Origin of the sequence: Streptomyces sp. NPDC088707, assembly GCF_044752725.1 — a bacterium.
GTDB lineage: Bacteria > Actinomycetota > Actinomycetes > Streptomycetales > Streptomycetaceae > Streptomyces.
Genome location: NZ_JBIVLV010000012.1, coordinates 90,372 through 117,265 on the forward strand (window position 1 = coordinate 90,372; position 26,894 = coordinate 117,265).

Annotated in this window: 21 protein-coding genes; 15 read left to right on the top strand and 6 right to left on the bottom strand. The window is 71.2% G+C overall.

Going from position 1 to position 26,894, the window contains the following annotated elements; all coding sequences use genetic code 11:
- Positions 1-122: 122 nt before the first annotated feature.
- Positions 123-1,304, bottom strand: a complete 1,182-nt coding sequence (locus tag ACIP84_RS31220) for a trypsin-like serine peptidase (protein WP_401802376.1) — start codon at positions 1,302-1,304, stop codon at positions 123-125.
- A 226-nt stretch (positions 1,305-1,530) separates the two neighbouring features.
- Entirely contained in the window at positions 1,531-2,709 is a 1,179-nt protein-coding gene (locus ACIP84_RS31225; protein ID WP_401802379.1) for a trypsin-like serine peptidase, read from the bottom strand.
- Between the two features lie 316 nt (positions 2,710-3,025).
- Here ACIP84_RS31225 and ACIP84_RS31230 point away from each other — a divergent pair, with 316 nt between their 5' ends.
- The 5 genes from ACIP84_RS31230 (at position 3,026) to ACIP84_RS31250 (ending at position 11,696) form a co-directional block, all read left to right on the top strand.
- Positions 3,026-4,675, top strand: a complete 1,650-nt coding sequence (locus tag ACIP84_RS31230; protein WP_401802382.1) for a diaminobutyrate--2-oxoglutarate transaminase family protein — start codon at positions 3,026-3,028, stop codon at positions 4,673-4,675.
- Between the two features lie 39 nt (positions 4,676-4,714).
- Positions 4,715-7,003, top strand: coding sequence for an IucA/IucC family protein (locus tag ACIP84_RS31235; RefSeq protein ID WP_401802385.1), 2,289 nt, complete (start codon positions 4,715-4,717; stop codon positions 7,001-7,003).
- Positions 7,004-7,058: 55 nt separating this feature from the next.
- Complete coding sequence (locus tag ACIP84_RS31240; RefSeq protein ID WP_355959595.1) at positions 7,059-7,745, top strand: GNAT family N-acetyltransferase; 687 nt, start codon at positions 7,059-7,061, stop codon at positions 7,743-7,745.
- 67 nt (positions 7,746-7,812) lie between these two features.
- The gene (locus ACIP84_RS31245; RefSeq protein WP_401802388.1) at positions 7,813-9,672 is read left to right on the top strand and encodes an IucA/IucC family protein; all 1,860 of its coding nucleotides are present in this window, start codon (positions 7,813-7,815) and stop codon (positions 9,670-9,672) included.
- Between the two features lie 50 nt (positions 9,673-9,722).
- Complete coding sequence (locus tag ACIP84_RS31250; protein ID WP_355959589.1) at positions 9,723-11,696, top strand: ATP-dependent DNA helicase; 1,974 nt, start codon at positions 9,723-9,725, stop codon at positions 11,694-11,696.
- Positions 11,697-11,802: 106 nt separating this feature from the next.
- On the opposite strand, the gene lexA is transcribed toward ACIP84_RS31250, so the two are convergent.
- Positions 11,803-12,591 (bottom strand): transcriptional repressor LexA, encoded by a 789-nt coding sequence (gene lexA / locus ACIP84_RS31255; RefSeq protein ID WP_209497163.1) that lies wholly within the window; start codon positions 12,589-12,591, stop codon positions 11,803-11,805.
- A 434-nt stretch (positions 12,592-13,025) separates the two neighbouring features.
- Here lexA and nrdR point away from each other — a divergent pair, with 434 nt between their 5' ends.
- Positions 13,026-13,535, top strand: coding sequence for a transcriptional regulator NrdR (nrdR, locus tag ACIP84_RS31260; RefSeq protein ID WP_030325324.1), 510 nt, complete (start codon positions 13,026-13,028; stop codon positions 13,533-13,535).
- Positions 13,536-13,703: 168 nt separating this feature from the next.
- The gene (locus tag ACIP84_RS31265) at positions 13,704-16,604 is read left to right on the top strand and encodes a vitamin B12-dependent ribonucleotide reductase (RefSeq protein WP_401802392.1); all 2,901 of its coding nucleotides are present in this window, start codon (positions 13,704-13,706) and stop codon (positions 16,602-16,604) included.
- Positions 16,605-16,698: 94 nt separating this feature from the next.
- On the opposite strand, the gene ACIP84_RS31270 is transcribed toward ACIP84_RS31265, so the two are convergent.
- Positions 16,699-17,229 carry a TerD family protein gene (locus ACIP84_RS31270; RefSeq protein ID WP_055601688.1) on the bottom strand — a complete coding sequence of 177 codons (531 nt, stop codon included), beginning with the start codon at positions 17,227-17,229 and terminating at the stop codon, positions 16,699-16,701.
- Positions 17,230-17,371: 142 nt separating this feature from the next.
- On the opposite strand from ACIP84_RS31270, the gene ACIP84_RS31275 reads away from it, so the two are divergent.
- Together ACIP84_RS31275 and ACIP84_RS31280 are read left to right on the top strand one after the other, a co-directional pair.
- Positions 17,372-18,202 carry an arylamine N-acetyltransferase gene (locus ACIP84_RS31275; protein ID WP_401802395.1) on the top strand — a complete coding sequence of 277 codons (831 nt, stop codon included), beginning with the start codon at positions 17,372-17,374 and terminating at the stop codon, positions 18,200-18,202.
- 42 nt (positions 18,203-18,244) lie between these two features.
- Positions 18,245-18,850 (top strand): YdbC family protein, encoded by a 606-nt coding sequence (locus tag ACIP84_RS31280; RefSeq protein ID WP_355959578.1) that lies wholly within the window; start codon positions 18,245-18,247, stop codon positions 18,848-18,850.
- Between the two features lie 152 nt (positions 18,851-19,002).
- Here ACIP84_RS31280 and ACIP84_RS31285 read toward each other — a convergent pair whose 3' ends face one another.
- Positions 19,003-19,632 carry a TetR/AcrR family transcriptional regulator gene (locus ACIP84_RS31285; RefSeq protein ID WP_401802398.1) on the bottom strand — a complete coding sequence of 210 codons (630 nt, stop codon included), beginning with the start codon at positions 19,630-19,632 and terminating at the stop codon, positions 19,003-19,005.
- A 92-nt stretch (positions 19,633-19,724) separates the two neighbouring features.
- Between ACIP84_RS31285 and ACIP84_RS31290 the strand changes: the two genes are divergently transcribed.
- Genes ACIP84_RS31290 through ACIP84_RS31300 form a run of 3 tightly spaced genes read left to right on the top strand, consistent with a single transcriptional unit; the run spans position 19,725 to position 22,949 of the window.
- Positions 19,725-21,335 (top strand): ABC-F family ATP-binding cassette domain-containing protein, encoded by a 1,611-nt coding sequence (locus ACIP84_RS31290; protein WP_401802401.1) that lies wholly within the window; start codon positions 19,725-19,727, stop codon positions 21,333-21,335.
- Between the two features lie 33 nt (positions 21,336-21,368).
- A complete protein-coding gene (locus tag ACIP84_RS31295; protein WP_401802404.1) occupies positions 21,369-22,028 on the top strand; it encodes a histidine phosphatase family protein in 660 nt (219 codons plus the stop codon).
- A gap of 12 nt (positions 22,029-22,040) precedes the next feature.
- Positions 22,041-22,949: an ADP-ribosylglycohydrolase family protein gene (locus tag ACIP84_RS31300; protein WP_355959569.1), complete on the top strand. Its 909-nt coding sequence runs from the start codon at positions 22,041-22,043 to the stop codon at positions 22,947-22,949.
- Between the two features lie 55 nt (positions 22,950-23,004).
- Here ACIP84_RS31300 and ACIP84_RS31305 read toward each other — a convergent pair whose 3' ends face one another.
- Positions 23,005-24,558 carry an MFS transporter gene (locus tag ACIP84_RS31305; protein WP_401802406.1) on the bottom strand — a complete coding sequence of 518 codons (1,554 nt, stop codon included), beginning with the start codon at positions 24,556-24,558 and terminating at the stop codon, positions 23,005-23,007.
- Positions 24,559-24,691: 133 nt separating this feature from the next.
- On the opposite strand from ACIP84_RS31305, the gene ACIP84_RS31310 reads away from it, so the two are divergent.
- From ACIP84_RS31310 to ACIP84_RS31320, 3 genes are all read left to right on the top strand, one after another.
- A complete protein-coding gene (locus tag ACIP84_RS31310) occupies positions 24,692-25,309 on the top strand; it encodes a TetR/AcrR family transcriptional regulator (RefSeq protein ID WP_355959564.1) in 618 nt (205 codons plus the stop codon).
- 127 nt (positions 25,310-25,436) lie between these two features.
- Positions 25,437-26,147, top strand: coding sequence for a ribonuclease HII (locus ACIP84_RS31315; protein WP_355959561.1), 711 nt, complete (start codon positions 25,437-25,439; stop codon positions 26,145-26,147).
- A gap of 106 nt (positions 26,148-26,253) precedes the next feature.
- On the top strand, positions 26,254-26,886 hold the full coding sequence (locus tag ACIP84_RS31320; RefSeq protein ID WP_401802409.1) for a hypothetical protein: 633 nt from the start codon (positions 26,254-26,256) through the stop codon (positions 26,884-26,886).
- Positions 26,887-26,894: the final 8 nt, after the last annotated feature.

The following is a 26,894-nucleotide window of genomic DNA, read 5'->3' on the forward strand; positions in this document are numbered from 1 at the left end:
GCAGGCGCCGGCCTGACGTACGACGGAGTGCTCGCCTGACGTACGACGAAGGCGCCGGCCCGCTCCCGCGAGGGAGGGGGCCGGCGCCTTCTGTCGTGACGGTGGTGTCGTGACCGGACGGGTCAGCGGGCGTACTTCTTGCTGACCATCTCGTGGGCCGCCTTCGCGCCCCGGCCCAGCTGCGGTCCGGCGAGCCAGCCGTTGCCGCCGGCCGGGCCGATCGAGGTGTTCGACACGAGCGCCGTCTTCCCGTTCGGCAGCACACGGAACCAGCCGCCGCCGGACGAACCCGCGGTCATCGTGCAGCCGATCCGGTACATCACCGGGGTGGCGGGCACCGTGGTCAGGCGCGTCGCCCGGTCCAGGCACTTGTGCATGATCACGCCGTTGTACGGGGCGGCCTGCGGGTATCCCCAGGCGCCGATCGTGCCGGACTGCGCGGGCGCGGGGGCGGAGAAGTCGACCGGCAGCGCGGCGCCGACGGTCTCCTCCAGGGACTTGCCGCCCCGCTGAGGCTGCACGTGCAGGACGGCGTAGTCGTACGGCCAGGCCTGGTTGGTGCCACCCGACTTGATCCACTCGCCCGAGGTCACGGCCCAGTCGGCCCAGTACTGGCCGTACGGGTAGATCTCGTGCGCCTGCGCGTTGTTGAGCGCGGAGGGGGACTTGCCCAGGTCGTTGAAGGCCGGGACGAAGGTGATGTTGCGGTACCAGCCGCCCTTCGTGCCCGCGTGGACGCAGTGGCCGGCCGTCCAGACCAGGTTGGACCTACCGGGCCGGCGCGGGTCCTTCACGATGGTGCCGGAGCAGACCATGTGGCCCTGCGGCGAGTCGAAGAAGATCTTCCCGACCGGGGCCGCGTTGCGGTGGTACGGGGTCTTCTCGCGCTGCGCCCTGACGGGGCGGGGCGTCGGGTCGGTGCCGCCGCCTCCGGCCTGCGCGGTGATCGTGGGGTCGGGGCTCTTGGCGGACTGCATCCGCGCCGGGTCCCAGAGCCCGTCGATGACGGGGTTGACGAAGTCCTCGGCCTCTCGCAGCCAGGTCTTCGTGTCCCAGTTCTTCCACTCGCCGTCCTTCCACTCGTCCAGGTCGACGCCGTGCTTCTTCAGCTTGTCGGCGAGGTCCTTGGTGAGGTCGGCGCCACCGTCTCCGGTGGCCTCGTCGTCGGTGCCCGGCGCGGAACTGCTCGCTCCGGCGGCCGGCTTGTCGGCCGCCGGGGTCTCGGTGGGGCCGCAGGCCGTGGCGGTCAGCGCGAGCGCGGCGACCAGGCCGAGAGCGGCGGGTAGGAGTCGTACGGAACGCATGTGGTGAATTCCCCCTGAGATGATTCCCGCGTCCGGGGAACGGCCGTGGTTCCGGCGCGTTCCCACTTTGACCTTGCCATGGACGCGTCACTTGCGGTGCACAGTATGCGGGTTGGGCGAACGGTCGAGCAGAGGGCGGGCCAGGGGACACCCGTGTACGGGTGCAGCCCTGGGGGCGGGCATGGAGAGAGGCGAGGCCCCGAGGGCCCCGCCTCACGCCCCGCGCCTACTGCCCGGCGTACTTCTTGCTGACCTCGTCGAACATGGCCTTGGCCTCGGGGCCGAAGCGCGGCCCCGCGAGCCAACCGGCCGTCGACGGGCCGATCGAGGTGTTCGAGACCAGCGCCGGCTTGCCGTCACTGCCCTGGGCGACCCAGCCGCCACCGGACGAACCACCGGTCATGCTGCAACCGATGCGGTACATCGTCGGCTGCTCCGCCTTCAGGGACAGCCGGCCCGGCTTGTCCTCGCACTGGAACATCCGCTGGCCGTCGAACGGCGGCGCCGCCGGGTAACCGGTCGCCTCCATGGCCGCGATCTTGGGCACCGCCGGCGCGTTGAAGTTCACGGGAAGCGCCGAACCGACGGTCTCCTCCAGGGACTTGGTCGTGCCGCCCTTCTCCGGGGTCACCTTGATGACCGCGAAGTCGTAGGGAGCCCCCGCACCGCCCGTGGACGCACCCTCGGCGATCCACTGGTCGGAGGTCTTGACCCAGTCGGCCCACCACACGCCGTACGGCGCGATCTGCTCCCGCGACGCCTTCTCGAGGTCGGCGGTCGACATCGCGGAGTCGTTGTACGAGGGCACGAAGGCGATGTTGCGGTACCAGCCGCCCTTCTTGCCCTTGTGGACGCAGTGGCCGGCCGTCCACACCATGTTGGACTTGCCGGGGTGCGCCGGGTCCTGCACGACCGTGGCCGAGCAGACCATCGAGCCCTCGGGGCCGTCGAAGAAGACCTTCCCGGACTCCGGGGCGTTGCCGTGGTACTTCGCCGCCACGGCCTTCGCCCGCACCGGGGCCGGCGTCGGGTCGGTCACGCCCTCGTCACCCGAGATGTCCTCCTCCTCGACCGGCTTGTCGGGCCGCTCGGCGTCCCGCATCCGGTCCGGGTCCCAGAGGTCCTCGATGATCGGGTTGACGAAGTCCTTGGCCTCACGCAGCCACTTGTCGCGGTCCCAGTTCCTCCACTCGCCGTCCCGCCACTTGTCGACGTCGATCCCGTGCTCCTTCAGGCGACCCTTCAGGTCCTCCGGAATCTTGATCTTGTCGACCGGGCTCTGGGCGGTAGCGGAAGCGCTGGGCTTGTCTCCCGCGTTCTCCTCGCTCGGACCGCAGGCCGTAACGGTGAGCGTCAGCGCCGCGACGGCGGAAGCCGCCGTCAGCAGCGGACGAATCGATCGCATCTCGTGATCCCCCTGGGACTACGTCAACTTGTGCATGGACAGCGGCCGCGCCCCTGCGGGCAGCGGCCGACGGCCCCCACTATGCCGGTGCCGGAGGGGACGGTACGCGGCCGGTCGGCGGTTCCGGCCATCGTTCCGTCGTTGCCGTGCCGTGATCCGGGACACGCCAAGTTCTTGCCTCCGGCCCGTGATCCTGGGCAGTTCGCGTCGTTGGTACGTACGGGGGACACAACGGTGGCGCTCAGGGCGACCCTTGCGGCGGCTCCACGACGTCCCGATGTGCAACGCAACCGTTACAGCGGGAGGACACCGAGCCGTGGCCGTGACCGAATCAGCTCCGGCCGTCCCACCGGCCGCGCGGACGCAGACCCGGACGCCCGACGGGCCCGTCGCCGGACCGCCCGACGAAGCCGGCACAGGGACGCACACCCCGACGATCCGGGACACTCCGACGGCCCGGGACACCCCGACGATCCGGGAAACCCCGGACCGAGGACTGTCGGACCGGGGACCGTCGGACCGGGCGGCTCCGGCGCAGGGGGGCTCGGACCGAGCGGCTTCCGCCCAGGGACCCGCGGAGCAGGGCGGGGCCGGCGGCTACGAAGGCATCCTGCGCCGCCAGTCCCTGCGGGAGTCCGCCGCCCGCACCTACGCCCGCTCCCTGCCGATCGTCCCCGTGCGGGCACGAGGGCTGACCATCGAGGGCGCCGACGGCCGCCGCTACCTGGACTGCCTGTCGGGCGCCGGGACGCTCGCCCTCGGCCACAACCACCCCGTGGTCCTGGAAGCCGTCAAGAAGGTCCTCGACTCCGGGGCCCCGCTCCATGTCCTCGACCTCGCCACCCCCGTCAAGGACGCCTTCACCTCCGAGCTGTTCGCCACCCTGCCGGGCGAACTCGCCGACAACGCCCGCATCCAGTTCTGCGGACCGGCCGGAACGGACGCCGTGGAAGCGGCCCTCAAACTGGTCCGCACCGCCACCGGCCGCAGCGGACTCCTCGCCTTCACCGGCGCCTACCACGGCATGACGTCCGGCGCCCTCGACGCCTCGGGCGGAGCGACCGACGTCCGCGTCACCCGGCTGCCGTACCCCCACCCGTACCGCTGCCCCTACGGCGTCGGCGGCGCCCGCGGCGCCCAACTCGCCGCCCGCTGGACCGAGAGCCTCCTCGACGACCCCAAGAGCGGTGTCACCACCCCCGCCGGAATGATCCTCGAAGCCGTCCAGGGCGAGGGCGGGGTCATTCCCGCGCCCGACGACTGGATGCGCCGGATGCGCCGCATCACCGCCGATCGCTCCATTCCGCTCGTCGTCGACGAGGTCCAGACCGGCGTCGGCCGCACCGGCGCCTTCTGGGCCGTCGAGCACAGCGGTGTCGTGCCCGACGTGATGGTCCTCTCCAAGGCCATCGGCGGCTCCCTCCCTCTCGCCGTCATCGTCTACAGGTCCGAGCTCGACGCCTGGGAACCCGGCGCCCACGCGGGCACCTTCCGCGGCAACCAGCTCGCCATGGCCGCCGGCACGGCCACCCTCGCGTACGTCCGCGAGAACAGACTCGCCGAGCGGGCCGGCATCCTCGGTACCCGCATCCTCGGCCGACTCCGGGGCCTCGCCGCCGCCCACCCCTGCGTCGGCGACGTCCGCGGCCGGGGACTCATGATCGGCGTCGAACTCGTCGACCCCGACGCGGCGGGACCGGACGACCCCGTACCGCCCGCCGCCCCCGCCCTGGCCCTCGCCGTCCAACAGGAGTGTCTCGCCCGCGGCCTCATCGTCGAACTCGGAGGCCGGCACTCCGCCGTGGTGAGGCTCCTGCCCCCGCTCACGATCACCGACGAGCAGGTCACCGCCGTCCTGGACCGCTTCGCCGACGCCCTCGCCGCGGCCGAACGGGCCCACATCCCCCAGCTGCCCGCCGCCCGCAGGCCCACGGCCCCCCGGACCGCCCCCGGGCCGTCCCACTGACCCGGGCCGCCCCCGGCCCCGCCCCCCAAGGAAGCCCCCGTGAACGCCACGCCCCCCTCCCCGGCGCCCGAGACCGAGGCCCCCCTCGCCGCCGAGCAACTCACCTCCCAGGTCCTCGCCTCCACGGCCCTCGACGCCTCCCTCCTGGCAACGAAGTCCCTCGCCACCGAGGGACTCACCCCCAGGGAACCCTCCTCCCACCTCCTCGCCACCGATCCCCACCCCGCCACGGAACCGAGCACGACGAACCTCGGCCCCACGGCCCCCGGCTCCGCTGCCCTTGGGCCCACGGCCCCCGGCCCCACGGCCCCTGGCTCTGCTGCCCTCGGCCCCACGGCCTCCTGCTCCGCTGCCCCCGGCCCCACGGCCCCCGGCACCTCTGGCCGTGGCGCCACGGAGCCCGCTGCCAGGGAACCCGCCGCCTCAGCAGCAGCCCGACCCGCCGATGCCACGGTCCCGCGCCAGCACATCGGCCCGTACGACCCCCGACCGCACCGCACGGCCGCGGGAACCGACGCGCTGAGCGACCAGGACCCCCACCCTCACCGCCCGGCCAACGCCACCACCCCGCTGCACGACCCGGTCACGAACCCGCACCACCCGGCCGGCGCCGACCCCTTGGACGACCCGGATCCGCAGCGTGCCGCCGACGCGGCCGCCGTCGAGAACCTCCTCCGTTGCTGGGTCCGCGAGAAGAACCTCCCGACCCCTGGCTCCACCACCCTGCGCATCCCCCTCGAAGCCAGCGGCACCGCCCTCCTCGTCCCCGTCCGCTACTGGTCGCCCACCGGCTGGCACCGCTTCGGCATCCCCGCCCTCGAAGGCCTCCCGGCCACCGCCCCCACCGTCGACGCCGTGACCGTGGCCGCCCTGCTCAGCCGGGAGAGCGGCCGCCCCGAGGGCACCGAACTCGTCGGCAGGGTCGCCGACTCGGCCCGCCGCACCGCCGACTTCCTCACCGAGCGCCGCCGCTCCCCCCAACCGCACCCGGACGCCGACCTCTTCCTCGCCGCCGAGCAGTCCCTGCTGCTCGGCCACCCCCTCCACCCCACACCCAAGAGTCGCGAAGGCCTCTCCGAGGCCGAGGCCCGGCTCTACTCACCCGAACTGCACGGCTCCTTCCCCCTCCACTGGCTCGCCGTCGACTCCTCCCTCCTGGCCTCCGACTCCGGCTGGACCGAACAGGGCCGCCCCGTCAGCGCCGAGCAACTCGCCATCGGCCTCGCCGAAGGGCTCGCCCTCCCCGCAGGAACCGCGCCCCTGCCCGTCCACCCCTGGCAGGCCCGAGAGCTGCTGCACCGCCCCGACATCCGCGCCCTCATCGACGCCGGCCTCCTCCACGACCTCGGTCTCCACGGCAGCCCGTGGCACCCCACCTCCTCCGTCCGTACCGTGCACCGCCCCGGCGCCCGGGCCATGCTCAAGCTCTCCCTCGGCCTGCGCATCACCAACTCGCGACGCGAGAACCTCCGCAAGGAGCTCCACCGCGGCGTCGAGGTCCACCGGCTGCTCCGTACCGGCCTCGTCGACGAATGGCAGGCCGCCCACCCGGGCTTCGACATCGTGCGCGACCCCGCGTGGCTGGCCGTCGACACCCCGGACGGCGTCCCCGTCCCCGGCCTCGACCTCATGATTCGCCACAACCCCTTCGGGCCCGGCGACGACGCCGTCTGCATCGCCTCCCTCACCGCCCCCCGGCCCTGGCCGGGAACCAGCGCCATGCGCTCCCGCCTCGCCGACGTCATCGGCCGCCTCGCCGCCCGCACCGGCCGTCCCACCACCGCCGTCGCCGCCGAGTGGTTCCTCCGCTACCTCGACCAGGTCGTCCGCCCCGTCCTCTGGCTCGACGGACACGCCGGCATCGCCCTGGAGGCCCACCAGCAGAACACCCTGGTGCTCCTCGACCCCGACGGCTGGCCGGTCGGCGGGCGCTACCGCGACAACCAGGGCTACTACTTCCGAGAGTCCCACCGGAGCGAGCTGGAGAGCCGCCTCCCCGGCATCGGGGCGGCAAGCGACACCTTCGTCTCCGACCAGGTCACCGACGAGCGCTTCGCCTACTACCTCGGCATCAACAACGTCCTCGGCCTGATCGGCGCCTTCGGCGCCCAGCACCTCGCCGACGAGCGCGTCCTGCTCGCGGCCTTCCGCAGCTTCCTCACCTCCGCGACCAGCCTCGGCTCACCCCTGCCGCACCGCCTCCTGGAAGCCGCGACCCTCCGCAGCAAGGCCAACCTCCTCACCCGCCTGCACGGCCTGGACGAACTCGTCGGCCCCGTCGACACCCAGTCCGTCTACGTCACCGTCACCAACCCCCTCCGCGCCTGAGCCCGCCTTCGGAGAACCCACGCCCCCACCGCACCGCCGAGAGGAGAGCGACACCGTGTCACCCACCCGCCCACCGGCCGACCCGCCCGGTGACGACACCCTCGACCTGAGGCTCGACGAACTCGTCACCCTCCTCGAAGGCGGTCACATCGACGCCGAACTCCTCGACGGCGATCTGCTGGACTCCGTCGCCTCCTGGAACCCGGTCCCCACCGCCGCCGGTGTCTTCCAGCTCGTCCCCGTACGCCTCGAACGAGACCTGCGGCTCGTCGCCCGATGGATGAACGACCCGGCCGTCGCCGCCTTCTGGGAACTGGCCGGACCCGAGACCGTGACCGCCGAGCACATCCGTACCCAGCTCGAAGGCGACGGCCGCAGCGTCCCCTGCCTCGGAGTGCTCGACGCCACGCCCATGAGCTACTTCGAGCTCTACCGCGCCGACCTCGACCCCCTCGCCCGGCACTACCCGGCGCGCCCCCACGACACCGGTATCCATCTGCTGATCGGAGGCGTCACCGACCGGGGCCGCGGCCTCGGCAGCACACTGCTGCGCGCCGTCGCCGATCTCGTCCTCGACCACCGTCCCCGCTGTACCCGCGTCGTCGCCGAACCCGACATCCGTAACACCCCCTCCGTCTCTGCCTTCCTCAGCGGCGGCTTCCGCTTTGCGGCGGAAGTCGACCTCCCTGACAAGCGAGCGGCGCTCATGATGCGTGACCGCGCCCTCCGTCACGCTCTGTGAACAACCCTCTGTCTTCTATACACCGCTCGACCCACAGCGGTTCCCACTCCGAGGAGTCCTCGTGTCGATGTCCCCTGCACCCCACGACTCCGCACGGCCCACCCCTTCCGCCACAGCCCCCGCCTCCGGGGCCGGACCGGCGGCGGCACCCGCGCTGCCCGCTCCCCCTGAGCTCCTAGCACCGCCCGAGCTGAACGCCGCCGCCTGGACCAGGGCCTCCTCCCGGCTCCTCGCCAAGGCCCTCGCCGAGTTCGCCTACGAGGAGATCGTCGAACCCGCACCCGCGGCGGACGAACCGGACCTCCACACCCTGCGGCTCGACGACGGCGCCACCCTCACCTTCCGTGCCCGCCGAGGCGCCTACGGCAGCTGGTACGTCGCGGCCGACTCGATCACCCACGAGGGCCGGCCCATGACCGACGCCCTCGACTTCCTGGTCCGCGCCCGCCGCCTCCTCCAGCTCGACGGCGCCACCCTCGGCCACCTCATCCGCGAGCTGTCCGCCACCCTCGCGGCCGACGCCCGCCTCGACCGCACCGCCCTCTCCGCCGCCCGGCTCGCCGACCTCTCCTACGCCGAGCTCGAAGGGCACCAGACCGGGCACCCCTGGCTCGTCCTCAACAAGGGCCGCGTCGGTTTCTCCGCCACCGACGCCGCCCGTTGGGCGCCCGAGGCCCGCCGCGCCACCCGGCTGCCGTGGATCGCCGTCAGCAACCGCCTCGCCGCCTACCGGGGCGTGTCCGGGCTCCGCACCCCCGACCGCCTCTACGCCCAGGAACTCGACCCCGAGGTCCACGCCGCGTTCCGCGCCGAACTGACCGCCCGCGGCCACGAACCCGACGGCTACCTCCTGCTGCCCGTCCACCCCTGGCAGTGGGACGAGATCCTGCTTCCGCTCTACGCCCCGGCCATCGCCGCCGGGACCGTCGTCCCGCTCTCCGCGGACGGCGACCTCCGGCTGCCGCAGCAGTCGGTCCGTACCTTCCTCAACACCAGCCGTCCCGACCGGCACACGGTCAAACTCCCGCTGTCCGTGCTCAACACCCTCGTCTGGCGGGGCCTGCCCACGGAGCGCACCCTCGCCGCCCCGGCCGTCACCGCCTGGGTCCACGGTCTCCGGGACGTCGACCCGTTCCTGCGGGACGAATGCGGGGTGATCCTCCTCGGCGAGGTCGCCTCCGTCACCGTCGAGCATCCCCTGTACGACCGGCTGCCCGAAGTCCCGTACCAGTACAAGGAACTCCTGGGCGCGATCTGGCGCGAACCGCTGCGGCTGCCCCCGGGCGAGCGGGCCCGCACTCTCGCCTCCCTGCTGCACACCGACCCCCAGGGGCGGGCCTTCGTCGCCGAACTCGTCGAGCGCTCCGGGCTGGCTCCGGCCGTCTGGCTCCAGCACCTGTTCGCCGCGCTGCTGCCCCCGCTGCTGCACTTCCTCTACCGCTACGGCACGGTCTTCTCCCCGCACGGCGAGAACGCCATCGTCGTCTACGACGGAGAGGACGTCCCCGTACGGCTGGCGATCAAGGACTTCGTCGACGACGTGAACATCAGCGCCCGGCCGCTTCCCGAGCACGACACCCTGCCGGAGGACGTGCGCGCCGTCCTGCTGACCGAGGAGCCCGACTTCCTCGTCCAGTTCATCCATTCGGGGCTCTTCGTCGGTGTCTTCCGTTATCTGGCACCGCTCTGCGAGGAGCAACTCGACGTGCCGGAGGCGGACTTCTGGTCCCTCGTCCGCGCGGAGATCCTGCGTCACCAGGCGCGCTTCCCCGAGCTGAAGGAACGGTTCGAGCTCTTCGACCTTCTCACCCCCCGGATCGAGCGGCTCTGCCTCAACCGCAACCGTCTGCACCTGGACGGCTACCGGGACCGCCCCGAGCGGCCCCACGCGGCCGTCCACGGAACCGTGCCCAACCCGCTCGCGTGACGCGCGCGCGTGCCTTCGCTGTCAGTGGCGCCCCGTAGGCTGGAAGGGCTATGACGAAGCCATCCCTCCCCGACCTCCTCCACGCCGCCGTCACCGCCGTCGGCGGTACGGAGCGGCCCGGCCAGGTCACCATGGCCGAGGCCGTGGCCGAGGCCATCGACGACAATTCCCACCTCCTCGTCCAGGCCGGCACCGGCACGGGCAAGTCGCTCGGCTACCTGGTGCCGGCGCTGGCCCAGGGCGAGCGGGTGGTGGTGGCCACGGCCACCCTGGCGCTCCAGCGCCAGCTCGTCGAGCGTGACCTTCCGCGCACGGTCGACGCGCTGCATCCGCAGCTGCGCCGCCGTCCCCAGTTCGCCATGCTCAAGGGCCGGTCGAACTACCTCTGTCTGCACCGGCTCCACGAAGGGGTCCCGCAGGACGAGGAGGAAGGCCTCTTCGACCCCTTCGAAGCGGCCGCGCCCAGCAGCAAGCTGGGCCAGGACCTGATGCGGCTCCGGGACTGGTCGGACGAGACGGAGACGGGCGACCGGGACGACCTGACGCCCGGTGTCTCCGACAAGGCCTGGGCCCAGGTCTCGGTCTCCTCCCGGGAATGCCTCGGCGCGAGCAAGTGCGCTTACGGCCCTGAGTGCTTCGCCGAGTCGGCCCGCGAGCGGGCCAAGCTCGCCGACGTCGTCGTCACCAACCACGCCCTCCTCGCCATCGACGCCATCGAGGGTGCCCCGGTGCTCCCGCAGCACGAGGTGCTGATCGTCGACGAGGCCCACGAGCTGGTCTCCCGGGTCACCGGGGTCGCCACCGGCGAGCTCACCCCCGGCCAGGTCAACCGTGCCGTGCGCCGGTCCTCGAAGCTGGTCGACGAGAAGGTCGCCGACCAGCTGCAGACCGCGGCGGAGGGCTTCGAGCGGGTCATGGAGCTGGCCCTGCCGGGTCGCCTGGAGGAGATCCCGGAGGACCTCGCGTACGCCCTGATGGCGCTGCGTGACGCCGCCCGCGCGGTGATCACGGCCCTGGGTTCCACCCGCGACCGGTCCGTGCAGGACGAGGACGCGGTGCGCAAGCAGGCCATGGCCTCCGTGGAGACCGTCCACGGTGTGGCGGAGCGGATCACCCAGGGCTCGGAGTACGACGTCGTCTGGTACGAGCGGCACGACCGTTTCGGAGCCTCGGTGCGGGTCGCGCCGCTCACCGTCTCGGGCCTGCTGCGGGAGAAGCTGTTCACGGAGCGGTCCGTGGTCCTGGCCTCGGCGACGCTCAAGCTGGGCGGCGACTTCAACGGCGTCGGTGCCTCGCTGGGGCTCGCTCCCGAGGGCACCACGGGTGACGACCTGCCCGTCTGGAAGGGGATCGACGTCGGTTCCCCGTTCGACTACCCCAGGCAGGGGATTCTCTACGTCGCCAAGCACCTCTCCCGTCCTGCGCGGGACGGGGACCGGGGCGACATGCTCGACGAGCTGACCGAGCTGATGCAGGCGGCCGGCGGACGGACCCTCGGTCTGTTCTCCTCGATGCGTGCGGCGCAGCAGGCGGCGGAGGAGCTGCGGATCCGGGTCCCGGAGCTGCCGATCCTGCTCCAGGGTGAGGACACCCTCGGTGAGCTGATCAAGAACTTCGCGGCAGACCCGAAGACCTGTCTCTTCGGCACGCTGTCGCTCTGGCAGGGCGTGGACGTCCCGGGGGCCAGCTGTCAGCTGGTGGTCATGGACAAGATTCCGTTCCCGCGCCCGGACGACCCGCTGATGAGCGCCCGGCAGAAGGCCGTCGAGGAGGCCGGGGGCAATGGCTTCATGGCGGTCGCGGCGACCCATGCCGCCCTGCTCATGGCACAGGGCGCGGGTCGGCTCGTGCGGGCCACGGGCGATCGGGGTGTGGTGGCGGTTCTCGACCCCCGGCTGGCGACGGCACGGTACGGCAGCTATCTGAAGGCCTCGCTGCCCGACTTCTGGTACACGACCGACCGCAACCAGGTACGGAAGTCGCTGGCGGCCATCGATGCCGCCTCGAAGGCGGCGAATGTCTGAGGGTCCACTCTGCCGAGCCCCGGCGCACCGGGGCTCGGCAGGACACGGCAGGGCCCCGGGACCGGCGCAGTGGGTCCCGGGGCCCGGTCAGAGCCGGCGCGGTGAGTCAGACGCGCCGAAGCACCGCCACGACCTTTCCGAGGATGGTCGCCTCGTCGCCGGGGATGGGCTGGTACGCCGCGTTGTGCGGGAGCAGCCAGACGTGGCCGTCCTCGCGCTTGAAGCGCTTGACCGTGGCCTCGCCGTCCAGCATCGCCGCGACGATGTCGCCGTTCTCCGCGACGGGCTGGCGGCGGACGGTGACCCAGTCGCCGTCACAGATGGCGGCCTCGATCATCGAGTCGCCGACGACCTTGAGGACGAACAGCTCGCCGTCACCGACCAGCTGCCGGGGGAGAGGAAAGACGTCCTCGACGGACTCCTCGGCGAGGATCGGGCCACCGGCCGCGATCCGGCCGACCAGGGGCACGTACGACGCGGCGGGCTTGCCCGTGGTGTCCGTCGGCTGGGTGCTCGGCTGGTCGGAGCCGCGCACCTCGTACGCACGGGGGCGGTGCGGGTCCCGGCGCAGGAAGCCCTTACGCTCCAGCGCCATGAGCTGGTGCGCCACCGAGGACGTGCTGGACAGGCCGACGGCCTGACCGATCTCGCGCATCGACGGCGGGTAGCCGCGCCGCTGAACCGAGTCGCGGATGACTTCGATGACCCTGCGCTGCCGGTCGGTGAGACCGGAGCTGTCGGCTCGGATGCCTGGAGGTCGCCCGGGGAGGGCGCGGGCGGGTCGCCCGGGCTCCTCACCGTTCATGCTGGTGTCATTCATGGCGTGCACCGGCTCGAGTCGGCCCTGGGAGCGGTCCTGGGCGGTGATGGTGGCACTGTCTGCGGTGGTGGTCACGTCGTCGGCCCCTCTCGAATGGTCTCCCTGGCTGGCACAACGGTAGTGGCTTTCGAAAGGTTGCGCCAAACACACGTTCGAGTGAAAATTCGCAGATTGCCTTACGCGTGTACGCATGCGGGTGTATGAGCACTCTCGCGCCGCCGTCCTGACGCGGACGTCACGGTAGCCTTCGCCGCTGGGTCGCGCGCGGTGCACCCTCTCAGTGTCGCACCCTGAGGGGCCGAATCGCGGGAGCGGACCCGTCGCGACACGCGGAACGCCCGGAATCGTCGCCAACCCAAGATCTAGTGGTTGGATGGCATCGGCCACCCAGGGGTAGTGGTCCCCGGTCTGCCGGGGGTGCCCGCATCGCCTATGCTGGGGGTCGCTTCGCAGGGCCTTGACGGTCGGGCGAGGTTCACCAGTCGTGCCGTGAGGGAGGGTCGGAACCAATGCACTGCCCCTTCTGCAGGCACCCCGACAGCCGTGTCGTCGACAGTCGCACCACCGACGACGGGACGTCGATCCGGCGTCGTCGCCAGTGCCCTGACTGCTCCCGTCGTTTCACGACGGTGGAGACGTGCTCGCTCATGGTGGTGAAGCGGTCCGGTGTCACCGAGCCCTTCAGCCGTACCAAGGTCATCTCCGGCGTACGCAAGGCGTGCCAGGGACGACCGGTCACCGAGGACGCCCTCGCCAAGCTCGGCCAGCGGGTCGAGGAGGCGGTGCGTGCCACCGGGAGCGCCGAGCTGACCACCCACGACGTGGGGCTGGCCATTCTCGGCCCGTTGCAGGAGCTCGACCTCGTCGCGTACCTGCGCTTCGCGTCCGTGTACAAGGCTTTCGACAGCCTCGAAGACTTCGAGGCCGCCATCGCGGAACTCCGCGTGCGGCCTCCCGCTGAGAACCGCGGGACCGGCGCGACCCCCGAGGTCCCCGTTCCCGCCACCGCCGCCGACTGACCGGCGGTCCGGGCCCCGTGCCCGGCGACCGGCCGCCGAGCGGCCGGCAGACGTGCCCCGAGCGACCCCCGCGGCGCTCGTGGCAGCAGTACAGAACGACGTACAGAAGACGGTGCCCTGGGACTATCTGGGCGCCAAAGTGTGTTTTGCCCGTATATGGGAGGCGGCATGACAGAGACGGCGAGCGGTCCGGCACGTGGTTCTCGTTCCAAGGGAGCGAAGGCGACGAGCAAGGGCCTGCGTATCGAGCGCATCCACACCACCCCCGGCGTGCATCCGTACGACGAGGTGGCGTGGGAGCGCCGTGACGTCGTCATGACCAATTGGCGCGACGGCTCGATCAACTTCGAGCAGCGTGGCGTCGAGTTCCCCGACTTCTGGTCGGTGAACGCGGTCAACATCGTCACCAGCAAGTACTTCCGCGGGGCCGTCGGCACCCCGCAGCGCGAGACCGGTCTCAAGCAGCTCATCGACCGGATCGTGAAGACGTACACGAAGGCCGGCGAGGAGTACGGCTACTTCTCCTCGCCCGCCGACGCCGAGATCTTCGAGCACGAGCTGGCCTACGCCCTCCTGCACCAGATCTTCAGCTTCAACTCGCCGGTCTGGTTCAATGTCGGCACGCCCCAGCCCCAGCAGGTCTCCGCCTGCTTCATCCTGTCCGTCGACGACTCCATGGAGTCCATCCTCGACTGGTACAAGGAAGAGGGCATGATCTTCAAGGGCGGCTCCGGCGCCGGCCTGAACCTCTCCCGCATCCGCTCCTCCAAGGAGCTGCTCTCCTCCGGTGGCAACGCCTCCGGCCCGGTCTCGTTCATGCGGGGCGCCGACGCCTCCGCCGGAACGATCAAGTCGGGCGGCGCGACCCGCCGCGCGGCCAAGATGGTCATCCTCGACGTCGACCACCCCGACATCGAGGACTTCATCGAGACCAAGGTCAAGGAGGAGGAGAAGATCCGCGCCCTCCGTGACGCGGGCTTCGACATGGACCTGGGCGGCGACGACATCACGTCCGTCCAGTACCAGAACGCCAACAACTCCGTCCGCGTGAACGACACGTTCATGAAGGCCGTCGAGTCCGGCGGGAAGTTCGGCCTCACCTCCCGGATGACCGGTGAGGTCATCGAGGAGGTCGACGCCAAGTCGCTCTTCCGCAAGATGGCCGAGGCCGCCTGGGCCTGCGCCGACCCGGGCATCCAGTACGACGACACGATCAACCACTGGCACACCTGCCCCGAGTCCGGCCGTATCAACGGCTCGAACCCGTGCAGCGAGTACATGCACCTGGACAACACGTCCTGCAACCTCGCCTCGCTGAACCTGATGAAGTTCCTCAAGGACGACGGCAAGGGCAACCAGGCCTTCGAGGTCGAGCGCTTCGCCAAGGTCGTCGAGCTCGTCATCACCGCGATGGACATCTCCATCTGCTTCGCCGACTTCCCCACCGAGAAGATCGGCGAGAACACCCGCGCTTATCGCCAGCTCGGCATCGGCTACGCCAACCTCGGCGCCCTGCTGATGGCGACCGGCCACGCGTACGACTCCGACGGCGGCCGCGCCCTCGCCGGTGCCATCACCTCCCTGATGACCGGCACCTCGTACAAGCGCTCCGCCGAGCTCGCCGCGGTCGTCGGCGCGTACGACGGCTACGCCCGCAACGCCGCGCCGCACCAGCGCGTCATGCAGCAGCACGCCGACGAGAACACCAAGGCCGTCCGCGTGGACGACCTGGACTCGCCGATCTGGGCCGCCGCCACGGAGGCCTGGCAGGACGTGATCCGCCTCGGCGCCAAGAACGGCTTCCGCAACGCCCAGGCCTCGGTCATCGCCCCGACCGGCACCATCGGTCTCGCGATGTCCTGCGACACCACCGGCCTCGAGCCCGACCTCGCCCTGGTCAAGTTCAAGAAGCTCGTCGGCGGCGGCTCGATGCAGATCGTCAACGGCACCGTCCCGCAGGCCCTGCGCCGCCTGGGCTACCAGGAGGAGCAGATCGAGGCGATCGTCGCCCACATCGCCGAGAACGGCAATGTGATCGACGCCCCCGGCCTGAAGACCGAGCACTACGAGGTCTTCGACTGCGCCATGGGTGAGCGCTCCATCTCCGCGATGGGCCACGTCCGCATGATGGCCGCCATCCAGCCGTGGATCTCGGGCGCCCTCTCCAAGACCGTGAACCTGCCGGAGACGGCCACGGTCGAGGACGTCGAGGAGGTCTACTTCGAGGCCTGGAAGATGGGCGTCAAGGCGCTCGCCATCTACCGCGACAACTGCAAGGTCGGCCAGCCCCTCTCCGCCAAGAAGAAGGAGGAGGAGAAGGTCGAGGTCACCGCGAAGACCGAGGCGACGATCCGCGAGGCCGTCGAGAAGGTCGTCGAGTACCGCCCGGTCCGCAAGCGTCTGCCCAAGGGCCGCCCGGGGATCACCACCTCCTTCACCGTCGGCGGCGCCGAGGGTTACATGACCGCCAACTCCTACCCGGACGACGGTCTCGGCGAGGTCTTCCTCAAGATGTCCAAGCAGGGTTCGACGCTCGCCGGCATGATGGACGCCTTCTCCATCGCCGTCTCCGTCGGTCTGCAGTACGGCGTCCCGCTGGAGACGTACGTCTCGAAGTTCACCAACATGCGCTTCGAGCCGGCCGGCATGACGGACGACCCGGACGTGCGGATGGCGCAGTCGATCGTCGACTACATCTTCCGCCGCCTGGCGCTGGACTTCCTGCCCTTCGAGACCCGCTCCGCGCTCGGCATCCACTCGGCCGAGGAGCGTCAGCGTCACCTGGACACCGGCTCGTACGAGCAGTCCGAGGAGGACGAGGTCGACGTCGAGGCGCTCGCCCAGTCCGCGCCCCGCGCCCAGGAGCTGAAGGCCGTCGCGGCCCCGGCCCCGGCCCCGAAGATCGAGGTCCCGGCCCCGAAGCAGGCGCACACCTCGGCTGAGCTCGTCGAGATGCAGCTCGGCATCAGCGCCGACGCCCCGCTCTGCTTCTCCTGCGGGACGAAGATGCAGCGCGCCGGCTCCTGCTACATCTGCGAGGGCTGCGGCTCGACCAGCGGCTGCAGCTGACATCGAGTAGGTGCTTCAGGAAGGGGACCGGCCTCGTGCCGGTCCCCTTCGCCGTGTCCGGGAGCGAGCGTCGGTTCTGGCGAGTACGGAACCTTCAGGCGCGTATGGAACCCAGCACGGTGCCGAACACCTGGGGGTCGGCGTCGAACCCGTGGCTGATCGGGCGGTACGTCCAGCCGTCGGCGCCGTCCCGGGTGAACTCCACGACCGTCGCCGCGAGAGCGTCCGGCACGTCGGCGAAGTCATGGACCAGCAGGTCCGTGTAGCCCTCGCGGACCCGTACGCCCGTGTTCGCCACGTCGCCGAAGGACCGCCGCCCGCCGCCCTGCTGTATGGCGACGCCGACCACCACGCGCGCGTACCGCGGTGCCAGGCGGTCGAGCTCCAGGGTCATGGCCTCGTCGTAGCCGAATCCCTGGCCCGTACGGCTGTCCCGGTGGAGCGTGATCGTGCCGTCGGGGGACCGACTGCCGAAGTGCACCAGCTGGACCGGAGCCCCGTGCGGATCGTCGGCGTCGAAGACACCGGCGACGATGTCCAGATCGTGGGCCGGCGCGCCGGTCGGGGCAGGGTCCCACTTGAGCGTCACCTCGACCCGGCCCACCCCTTTGTTGAGTCCGCTCATGGTGCTTCCCCTCTCCGCGTACGCCCCCGCGCACGCCTCTCGTCGAACCGCTCACCCGCTCAAAAGCCCTTGGTCGTGGGCCGATTGCTCATGGTGTCATGGGGCTACGACAGTGGACCCGGGGGTTGAGGGGGAGAACGGTTTGTGGAGTGGTGAGGAGCTGGATCTCGATGCATATCTGGCTCGAATCGGATACGAGACCGAACGGGACGGGGAGCTCGCCCCCGATCTGCGGACACTGACCGCCCTTCACCGGGCGCACGTCCGGGCGGTGCCCTTCGAGAACCTCGACGTCGCCCTGGGGCGACCTGTTCCGCTGGACCTGAAGAGCCTTCAGGCCAAGCTCGTCGAACGGCGGCGTGGGGGCTACTGCTACGAGCAGAACTCCCTGTTCGCCGCCGTGCTCGAACGGATCGGCTTCACGGTGAAGGGGCGCGGGGCGCGGAACCGCTCGCGGGGCGCGGCGCTGCCGCCCGTCACGCACGCGCTTCTCGTCGTCGCGCTCGAGGGCGAACAGTGGCTCGCCGACGTGGGGTTCGGCTGGCAGGGGCCGCTGGAGCCGGTGCCCCTGCGGGACGGCGCGCGCGTGGAGCAGAGCGGCTGGACGTTCGGTTTGGTCGAGGAGGACGAGGGAATCCATGTGCTGCGGTCCCTGCGCCCTCAGGGGTGGGCCGATCTGTACGCCTTCTCCCCGCAGACGCTCTACCCGGGCGACTTCGCCGTCATGAACCACTACAGCTCCAGCCATCCGCAGTCGCGCTTCCTCGGCCAGGTCGTGGCCCAGCGGCCCGGGGAGGACGAGCGCAGGGCGCTGGTGCGCGACACGCTGTCGACGGTACGGACGGACGGTGTCGTCGAGGAACGTGCCGTACCCGTGAGCGAGTTGATCGCGACGCTGGAGAGCCGGTTCGGGATCGAACTGGACGACGAGGAGCGCACGGGACTCGAGCGCCTGCACCCGGCGGGACCCTGACGGGGTCTGCCGGGGCGGTCTCCGGGCCCGTACGATGGCGCGGTGCTGGTCAAGTGGATTCGCTGCACCGTGATGGACCGTCGAGGGTTCGAGCGGGGACAGCGGAAATGGGCGGGGCTTCTCGGTGAGCCGGGATTCCGGGGACAGGGCGGCGGGTGGAGCCGGGCTCGGCCGGACGTCGCCCATGTCTTCGGCTTCTGGGAGAGCCGGGCCTTCTACGACTCGTTCATGGCGCGATCGCATGATCGCCTGGCGTCCGCGCAGCTGGGCACGTACAAAGACATCCAGGTCAAGCTGTTCGACCACCGCTTCGACGTGAAGACCGGATTCGAGCCGAAGTTCTCCGACGCCGACGTGGCGAGGGTGGCGCACTGCCGTGTCCACGAGGACCGTGCCGAACACTTCGCACTGATGCAGGAGAAGGTCTGGAACCCGGCGATGGCCGGGTCCCCCGGCATGCTGCGCGGACTGTTCGGCGAGGCGCCGGGCAGTGAGTTCCTGGTGCTGTCGATGTGGCAGTCCGCCGCCGAGCACGGGAAGTACCGGGTGGAGCGGATCGAGCGGCTCGGACTGCGGGCCAGGACCGCGGCCGATGTGGCGGCACTGACCGGGGACGTGGTGCAGCTCGAGCCGGCCTGGACGGTCTGAGCCGAGCGCGGGCCGGCCGTTCGAACGGTGTTGCCGGAGATTCGGGTCGGCTGTCCGCATGGCCTGAGACGGCCTGAGAGACGGCCTGAGACGGCCTGGCTGAGGACGGCCTGAGGGGGCCTGAGACGCCTGCCGCGTCGAGGCTGGAAAAGCTACGCCGGGACGTACGCGCCCGCCTCGACCCCCGCCAGAACCGCGCGTGCCGCCTGGTCGGCGAGCGCGCCGTCGATCGGTTCGCGGGTGATGAAGAGCCGCAGGAACAGGGGAGCGGAGACCGCCTGGACGACCGCGCCCGCGTCGGTGCCCCGCGGTGCCTCGCCGCGGGCGACGGCCCGGGTGACGACGACCTCGCAGCGCCGGAAGCGCTCGGTGTAGAAGGCGTGCAGGGCCTCCGCTGCCCGCGGGGACTGGAACGCGGCGCCGATGAAGGCGGTGGGGGCCGCGCCGGTGGCGGGATCGCCGAAGGCGTCGACGACCTCGTGCGCGAGTGCGCGCAGATCTCCGAAGAGGCTCCCGGTGTCCGGCGGCGTCCAGGCGTCGTCGTTCGCCAGGTCGAGCGCGTCGGCGAGGAGACCCTCGACGCTGCCCCAGCGGCGGTAAAGCGTCGTCTTGTGGACGCCCGAGTGCTCCGCAACGTACTCCACGGTCAGGGCGGGGTAGCCGTGCTCGGACAGGCCGGTGAGGACGGCGTCCCGGACGGCGGCCCGGGTGCGGGCGGTGCGGCCGCCGGGGCGCGTGCTGCCGGGCGCCGGCGCCGAGGGCTTCTCGATCGACTCATTCAATTGCCACTCCCGTTGCGTTAGTGGTTCAAGTCTGCCACACTCGGCTTAACGCAATCGAAGTTGTGTTTGACGGTCCACTCCTGGAGGCGCCCTTGCCTACTCAGATCTCACTGCACGGCGTCGCCGTGTCCCGCGGCGAACGGCTGCTCCTCGACCAGGCCTCGCTCTCCGTGCGCCCCGGGGAGCGGGTCGGGATCGTGGGGGAGAACGGCGCGGGGAAGTCGACTCTGCTGCGCCTCCTCGCCGGGGCGGAGCAGCCCGACGAGGGCAGCGTCGTCACCCTCGCCGAGGGCGGTCTGCGGATGCTCGCCCAGACGCCCGACCTCCCTCCCGGCGCCACCGTCGGTGACGCGATCGACGCCGCGCTCGCCGAGCTCCGCGCCATGGAGCGGCGGCTGCGCACACTCGAAACCCGACTCGACACGGCGGACGAGGCGCAGCTCGACGCGTACGGCGAGCTCCTCACCACCTACGAACTGCGCGGCGGATACGAGGCGGACGCCAGGGTCGACAAGGCTCTTTACGGACTCGGCCTCGCCGGTACCGGTCGCGAGCGGATACTCGGCAGCCTCTCCGGTGGGCAACTCGCCCGGCTCGGCATCGCCTGCGCGGTCGCGGCCGGCCCGGAGGTGCTCCTGCTCGACGAACCGACCAACCACCTCGACGCGCAGGCGCTCGACTGGCTGGAGGGCGCCCTCCTCGCGCACCGCGGGACCGTCGTGGCCGTCTCCCACGACCGGACCTTCCTGGAGCGCGTCGCCACCGCGATCGTCGAGGTGGACGCCGACCGGCGTGCGCTCGTGCGGTACGGAGACGGATACGCCGGCTACCGCGCGGCGCGAGCGGCCTTGCGGCAGCGCTGGGAGGAGGCCTACCAGGAGTGGCGCGAGGAGACGGCGCGGCTGGAGGCGTATGCCGCGACCACGGCGCACGGGGTCGCACCCGGGAGGGAGATGAAGGACAACAACAAGATGGCCTTCGACCGGGCGGCCGGTCGTGTCCAGGCCTCGGTCTCGGGTCGCGTCCGCAACGCCCGGGAGCGCCTGAGACGACTCCGCGACGAGCCTGTCTCTCAGCCGCCTCCGCCCCTTTCCTTCTCCGCCCGGCCCCTGGCGGGCGGAGCCGAGGGAGCGCTTGTCACCCTGACCGGGGTGCGCGTCGCGGACCGTCTCTCCGTGGACACGCTCACCGTGCGTGCGGGGGAGCGGTTGCTCGTCCACGGTGGCAACGGTGCGGGGAAGTCCACGCTGCTGCGGGTCATGGCAGGGGCGGTCGACCCGGATGCCGGGGACGTCCGGCGCGCCGGGCGGATCGGGTACCTGCCCCAGGACGTCACGGTCCGGCGCCCGGAGGAGCGGCTGCTGGCCTGTTTCGGACGCGGGCTCGCCCTCGCCGAGGACGAGCGGGCCGAACTGCTCCTGTCGTACGGACTGTTCCGCCCGGCCGACCTCACGGTGCCGGTCGGCGGTCTCTCCGCGGGCCAGCTCCGCCGGCTGGCGCTCGCCCGGCTGCTGGCCAGGCCCGCCGACCTCCTCCTGCTCGACGAGCCGGGCAACCACCTGGCCCTCGGGCTCGTGGAAGAGCTGGAAGCGGCGCTGGAGCAGTGGACCGGAGCCCTCGTGGTGGTCTCGCACGACCGTGCGCTGCGCCATCGCTTCACCGGACACATACGCCGGATGGACTCCGGACGCCTCCTCGGTTGAGCCCGCCCGGGAACGGCGATCTAGGGTCGAGGTATGGCACGACCGCGGCGCATCGTCCTCGTACGGCACGGAGAGTCCGAGGGCAATGTCGATGACACGGTGTACGAACGGGAGCCCGACCACGCCCTGCGGCTCACGGAGACCGGGTGGCGACAGGCGGAGGAGACGGGGGAGAGGCTGCGGGAACTCTTCGGGGACGAGGCGGTGAGCGTCTACGTCTCGCCGTACCGCCGCACCCACGAGACCCTGCGTGCCTTCCGGCTGCCTCGGGAGCAGGTCAGGGTGCGGGAGGAGCCCCGGCTGCGGGAGCAGGACTGGGGCAACTGGCAGGAGCGCGAGGACGTACGACTGCAGAAGGCCTATCGGGACGCGTACGGGCACTTCTTCTACCGCTTCGCGCAGGGCGAGTCGGGGGCGGACGTGTACGACAGGGTCGGGGCGTTCCTGGAGAGCCTCTACCGCAGTTTCGAGGCGCCCGACCATCCGCCCAACGTCCTGATCGTCACCCACGGGCTGACCATGCGGCTGTTCTGCATGCGCTGGTTCCACTGGACGGTCGCGGACTTCGAGTCGCTGTCGAACCCCGGCAACGCCGAGACCCGCATGCTCCTGCTCGATGCGGACGGGCGGTACCGACTGGACAGGCCGTTCGAGCGCTGGCGTACCCCGGAACCGTACGGCCCCACCGGATAGAGTGGCGGACCGATGACCGCTGACTCCTCATTCGACCGGCGCTTCGACCGCGCCCTGGCCAGCCTGCGCGGGCTGTCCGTGGGAGACGCCCTGGGCTCCCAGTTCTTCGTACCCGCCAACTATCCCCTGCTGAAGCGGCGCGAGCTGCCCGACGGCCCCTGGCAGTGGACCGACGACACCGAGATGGCCTGCTCCGTCCTGGCCGTCCTCGCCCGCCACGAACGCATCGACCAGGACGCCCTGGCGATGTCCTTCGCCCAGCACCACGACTTCGACCGGGGCTACGGCCCCGCGGTCAACCGCATGCTCCGGCTCATCCGGGAGGGCGGCGACTGGCGGGAGCTGGCCGCCGCGCTCTTCCAGGGGCAGGGCTCCTGGGGAAACGGTGCCGCGATGCGGATCGCGCCGCTCGGGGCCTGGTACGCGGACGACCCGGAGCAGGCGACGCACCAGGCCGAGATCTCCGCCTACCCGACCCACCAGCACCGTGAGGCCGTGGTGGGTGCCATGGCCGTCGCCGCCGCGGCAGCCCTGGCCGCCGACCCGGCCGGCCCGCCCACTCCGGAGGCGCTGCTCGACGGAGTCATCGCCCTGGTGCCGCGCAGTGCGGTCGGGGCGGGGCTGCGCCGGGCGCGCGACATGCTCGACTACGGCGACGCGGGCACGGTCGCCGCGGTCCTCGGCAGCGGCCGGCGGACGAGCGCACACGACACCGTTCCGTTCGCCCTCTGGTCGGCGGCCCGCGGCCTCGGTGACTTCGAGCGGGTGTTCTGGACGACCGCCCAGGTCGGAGGTGACGTCGACACGACCTGCGCCATCGCCGGAGGCGTGGTGGCCGCGGCGGCGACCGGTACGCCGCCGGCGGAGTGGCTGCGGCAGACCGAGGACCTGCCCGACTGGGTTCCTGTCGAGACGGCCTGAAACGACACGGCGGCCCCTGAACCCCGGAAGGGGTTCAGGGGCCACCGGCGCCTTCTCAGGCCACCGGCCCGGCGGCCTCCGCCCGGCCGCTGAGCGCTTCCAGGTCGCTCTTGCGGACCCGGATCACCAGGACGGCCGTCACCAGCGCGATCAGCACCATCGCGACTGCGGCCGTGAAGGCCGAGGAGATGCCCGAGGTCAGCACCTCGTGGCCCCAGGGCGGGGGCAGCTCCTTCGTCTTCATCGCCTCGGCCTGCTGCTCGGGCGTCGAGTTCGCGAGGAAGGCGGGCATCTGCTTCTCGCCCTCCTCGCGGCTCGCCGTGCCGAAGATCGTGACCAGGATGGAAAGGCCCAGCGAACCACCGACCTGCTGGGTGGCGTTGAGCAGGCCCGACGCGGCTCCCGCCTCGTGCTGGGCCACCCCGGAGACGGCCGTGAGCGTCAGCGTCACGAAGTTGAGGCCCATGCCGAAGCCGAAAAGGATCATCGGGCCGAGGACTCCGCTCGCGTAGCTGCTGTCCGAGCTGATGAACGTCAGCCAGAACAGGCCCGCACCCGTGATCGCCGCACCGCTCACCATGAACGGCTTGGGGCCGAGCACCGGCAGCAGCCGCTGGGCCAGTCCCGCGCCGGCGCCGATCGCGAAGGTCACGGGAAGGAAGGCGAGTCCCGACTGGATCGGGGAGTAGCCCAGGACGTCCTGGACCCAGAGCACGATGAAGAAGAACATGCCGAACATGGCGGCCGCCAGGCTGAGCATGATGACGTACGTGCCCGACCGGTTGCGGTCCGCGAACATCCGGAGCGGGGTGATCGGTTCCTTCGCACGGGACTCCACGACCGCGAAGGCGACGAGAAGGATGACCGCCGAGACGAAGGAACCGATGGTCAGCGCGTCCTCCCAGCCCTTCTCGGACGCGCGGATGAACCCGTAGACCAGCGCCGCCATGCCGAGGGTCGAAGTCGCGGCACCCGCGATGTCGAACCGGCCGGGGTGGCGCTCGGACTCCGCGATGTAGCGCGGGGCCAGGAAGGCGATCAGCAGGCCGATCGGCACGTTCACGAAGAGGACCCAGCGCCAGTCCAGCCACTCCGTGAGGACGCCGCCGGCGAGCAGGCCGATGGCCCCGCCACCGGCTGAGACGGCGGCGAACACGCCGAACGCCCGGTTGCGTTCCGGCCCTTCGGGGAACGTCGTGGTGATCAGTGCGAGCGAGGTGGGCGAGGCGATGGCGCCGCCGACACCCTGCAGGGCCCGGGCGGCGAGCAGCTGCCAGGGTTCCTGGGCGAAGCCGCCGAGCAGCGAGGCGAAGGTGAAGAGCAGGATGCCGGCCATGAACACCCTGCGGCGCCCCAGGATGTCCCCGGCCCGTCCGCCGAGGAGCAGCAGACCACCGAAGGTGAGCGTGTAGGCGCTGAGCACCCACGACAGATCGGTGGTCGAGAAGGAGAGCGCGTCCTGGATGTGCGGCAGGGCGATGTTCACGATGGTGGCGTCGAGGACGACCATCAGCTGGCAGGCGGCGATGACCGTCAAGGCGATACCCGGCCGTCCTCCGGCGCGAGCTGGTCCGTCCTTGGTCTGTGTGTCGACCGGAGAAGTTGTCACTATGGATCCCCCACGGAAGAATTAGTGAACGCACCCGTTCACTGTTCATCACGGTAGTGAGTCCCCCGCAGTGAACGCAACCGTTCACTGCGCACTGCCGACAACATGACACCGCCTCAACGGAGAGATCCTGATGGTTACTTCACGCTCCACGGCCGCCGCCCGGCCGGCAGGGGTGGTACTCCGGCGCCGCGGCCCCGTCCTCGAACGGGCCATCCTGGAGGCCGCGCTCGAGCAGCTGAGCAGCGTCGGCTGGAACGGTCTGACGATGGAAGGTGTCGCGGTAGGCGCGCAGACCGGCAAAGCGGCGGTGTACCGGCGATGGCCTTCGAAGGAAGACCTCGTCGCCGACGCGCTCCAGGCCGGACTTCCGGCCCTCGACGAGGCCCCGGATCTGGGAAGTGTGCGCGAGGAGCTGTACGAGCTGTGCCGCCGCGTCCGGGACGTCATGTACTCCAAGCCAGGTTTCGCCCTGCGTGCCGTTCTTCACGAATGCGACGCTGAGGCCGCCGAGAGGTTCCACAGCCTGATCGTCACCGGAGTGGTCGAGCCTTCGGCCCGACTCTTCCGGGATGTGCTGCGCCGCGGAATCGCAAGGGGCGAAGTGCGGGCCGACGCGAACAACGACCTGGTGGTCGACGTCGTACCCGCGATGATGATGTATCGCTCGAAGGTGTGCGCAAGCGAATGGCCGGACCGTGAGATCGCTGATCTGATCGACCGGATCATGGTGCCGCTCCTGCGCGCCTGACCCGGGCCGGGCGGCCTCCGAGGGGTGATGCGCACGGGTCGGGAGGTGCCCCGCGACGGCCCGTCGGGCGCCCGACGGGAAACCGGGTATCGCACCCGGCACCAAGCGGCGTAACCTGTCAGGCGCCATGCCGTACGAACCACCCACCCACACCGTCGAGCGATCGCTCCGAGCCACCACCGGCGCCAAGATCGTTGCCGGAGTCGACGAGGTCGGACGCGGGGCGTGGGCCGGACCCGTGACCGTGTGCGCCGCCGTCACCGGACTGCGCCGGGCGCCCGAAGGTCTCACCGACTCCAAACTTCTCACCCCCAAGCGCCGTACCGCGCTCGCCGCGGAGCTGGAGCGATGGGTCACGGCGTACGCGCTGGGCGACGCCTCTCCGCAGGAGATAGACGAGCTCGGCATGACCGCCGCGCTGCGGCTCGCGGCCGTCCGGGCCCTGGAAGGTCTCCCCGTGCGCCCCGACGTGGTGATCCTCGACGGCAAGCACGACTACCTCGGCAGTCCCTGGCAGGTCCGTACGGTGATCAAGGGCGACCAGTCCTGCATCGCCGTGGCGGCCGCCTCCGTGATCGCCAAGGTCCGGCGGGATGCCGCCATGGCGGAGCTGGGCATCGACGGCGAGGACTGTGCCGCGTACGCCTTCGGTGCCAACGCGGGCTACCCTTCGCCCGTCCACAAGGCGGCGCTCGAAGAGCTGGGGCCCACCCCGTACCACCGTCTCTCCTGGTCGTACCTGGACGCGATGCCCAGGTGGCGCCACCTCAAGAAGGTCCGCCTCTCCGCCGAGGCGGTCGCGCTGGAGAGCGGGGGCCAACTCGGCTTCGACTTCTGAACTTCCGGTTGCGGGACCCTGCTCAAGGGCCTCCCACGCGGCCGGGGCGCACCTGTGTGCCCACCCGCCGGTGCCTCGCGCAGCGGCGTTTGATAGACATCCACTCATGCCTCTCATCCCCGAGGAGCCTCAGATTCACGAGAGCGCCCAGGGTCCCCGCGCCACCGCGGCCGCCGGCCGCCCCGCGTCGACCCCCCGTCCCGTACCCGGCCCGCGTACCGCGGCCTCACCGCGTCCCGGACGCCCCGTTCCCGGCCCTGCCAGGCCCGCGGCGCCGCGCCCGCACCCCGTTCCCGGGCCGTCTTCGGCGACTGCCCCGGAGAATCGTTCCGATCAGCGGTCCACGCCCCAGCTTCAGCTGATCCCGGCCCCCGTCGACGGCGCACTCGACGCCGCCGAAGAGGCCCTGGACCTGCTCCTGGAGAGCGGCCGCGCGCCGGGCGAGGTCCTGGTGCTCACCACCGGCGACCCTCACCCGTGGGCCACGCACGAGCTGTCCTTCGGCGAGGCCGCCTACTGGGCCCAGCAGGACACCGGTGACGACGTGTTCTTCGCGCACGCCGCCGCCGTGGAGCGGGCGACCGCTCGCCCCGTGGTGATCGTGGCCGTCAACGGCGGTGACGAGGCGACGGCCGCCGAGGCCCTGCCGTCGGCCATGGCCCGTGCCGGCGCCCTCCTCGTCGTCTGCGGTGATCCGCAGCGCGTCACGGCGCTCCTCGGAGCGGGCGCCGGAGTCTGACCGACTGC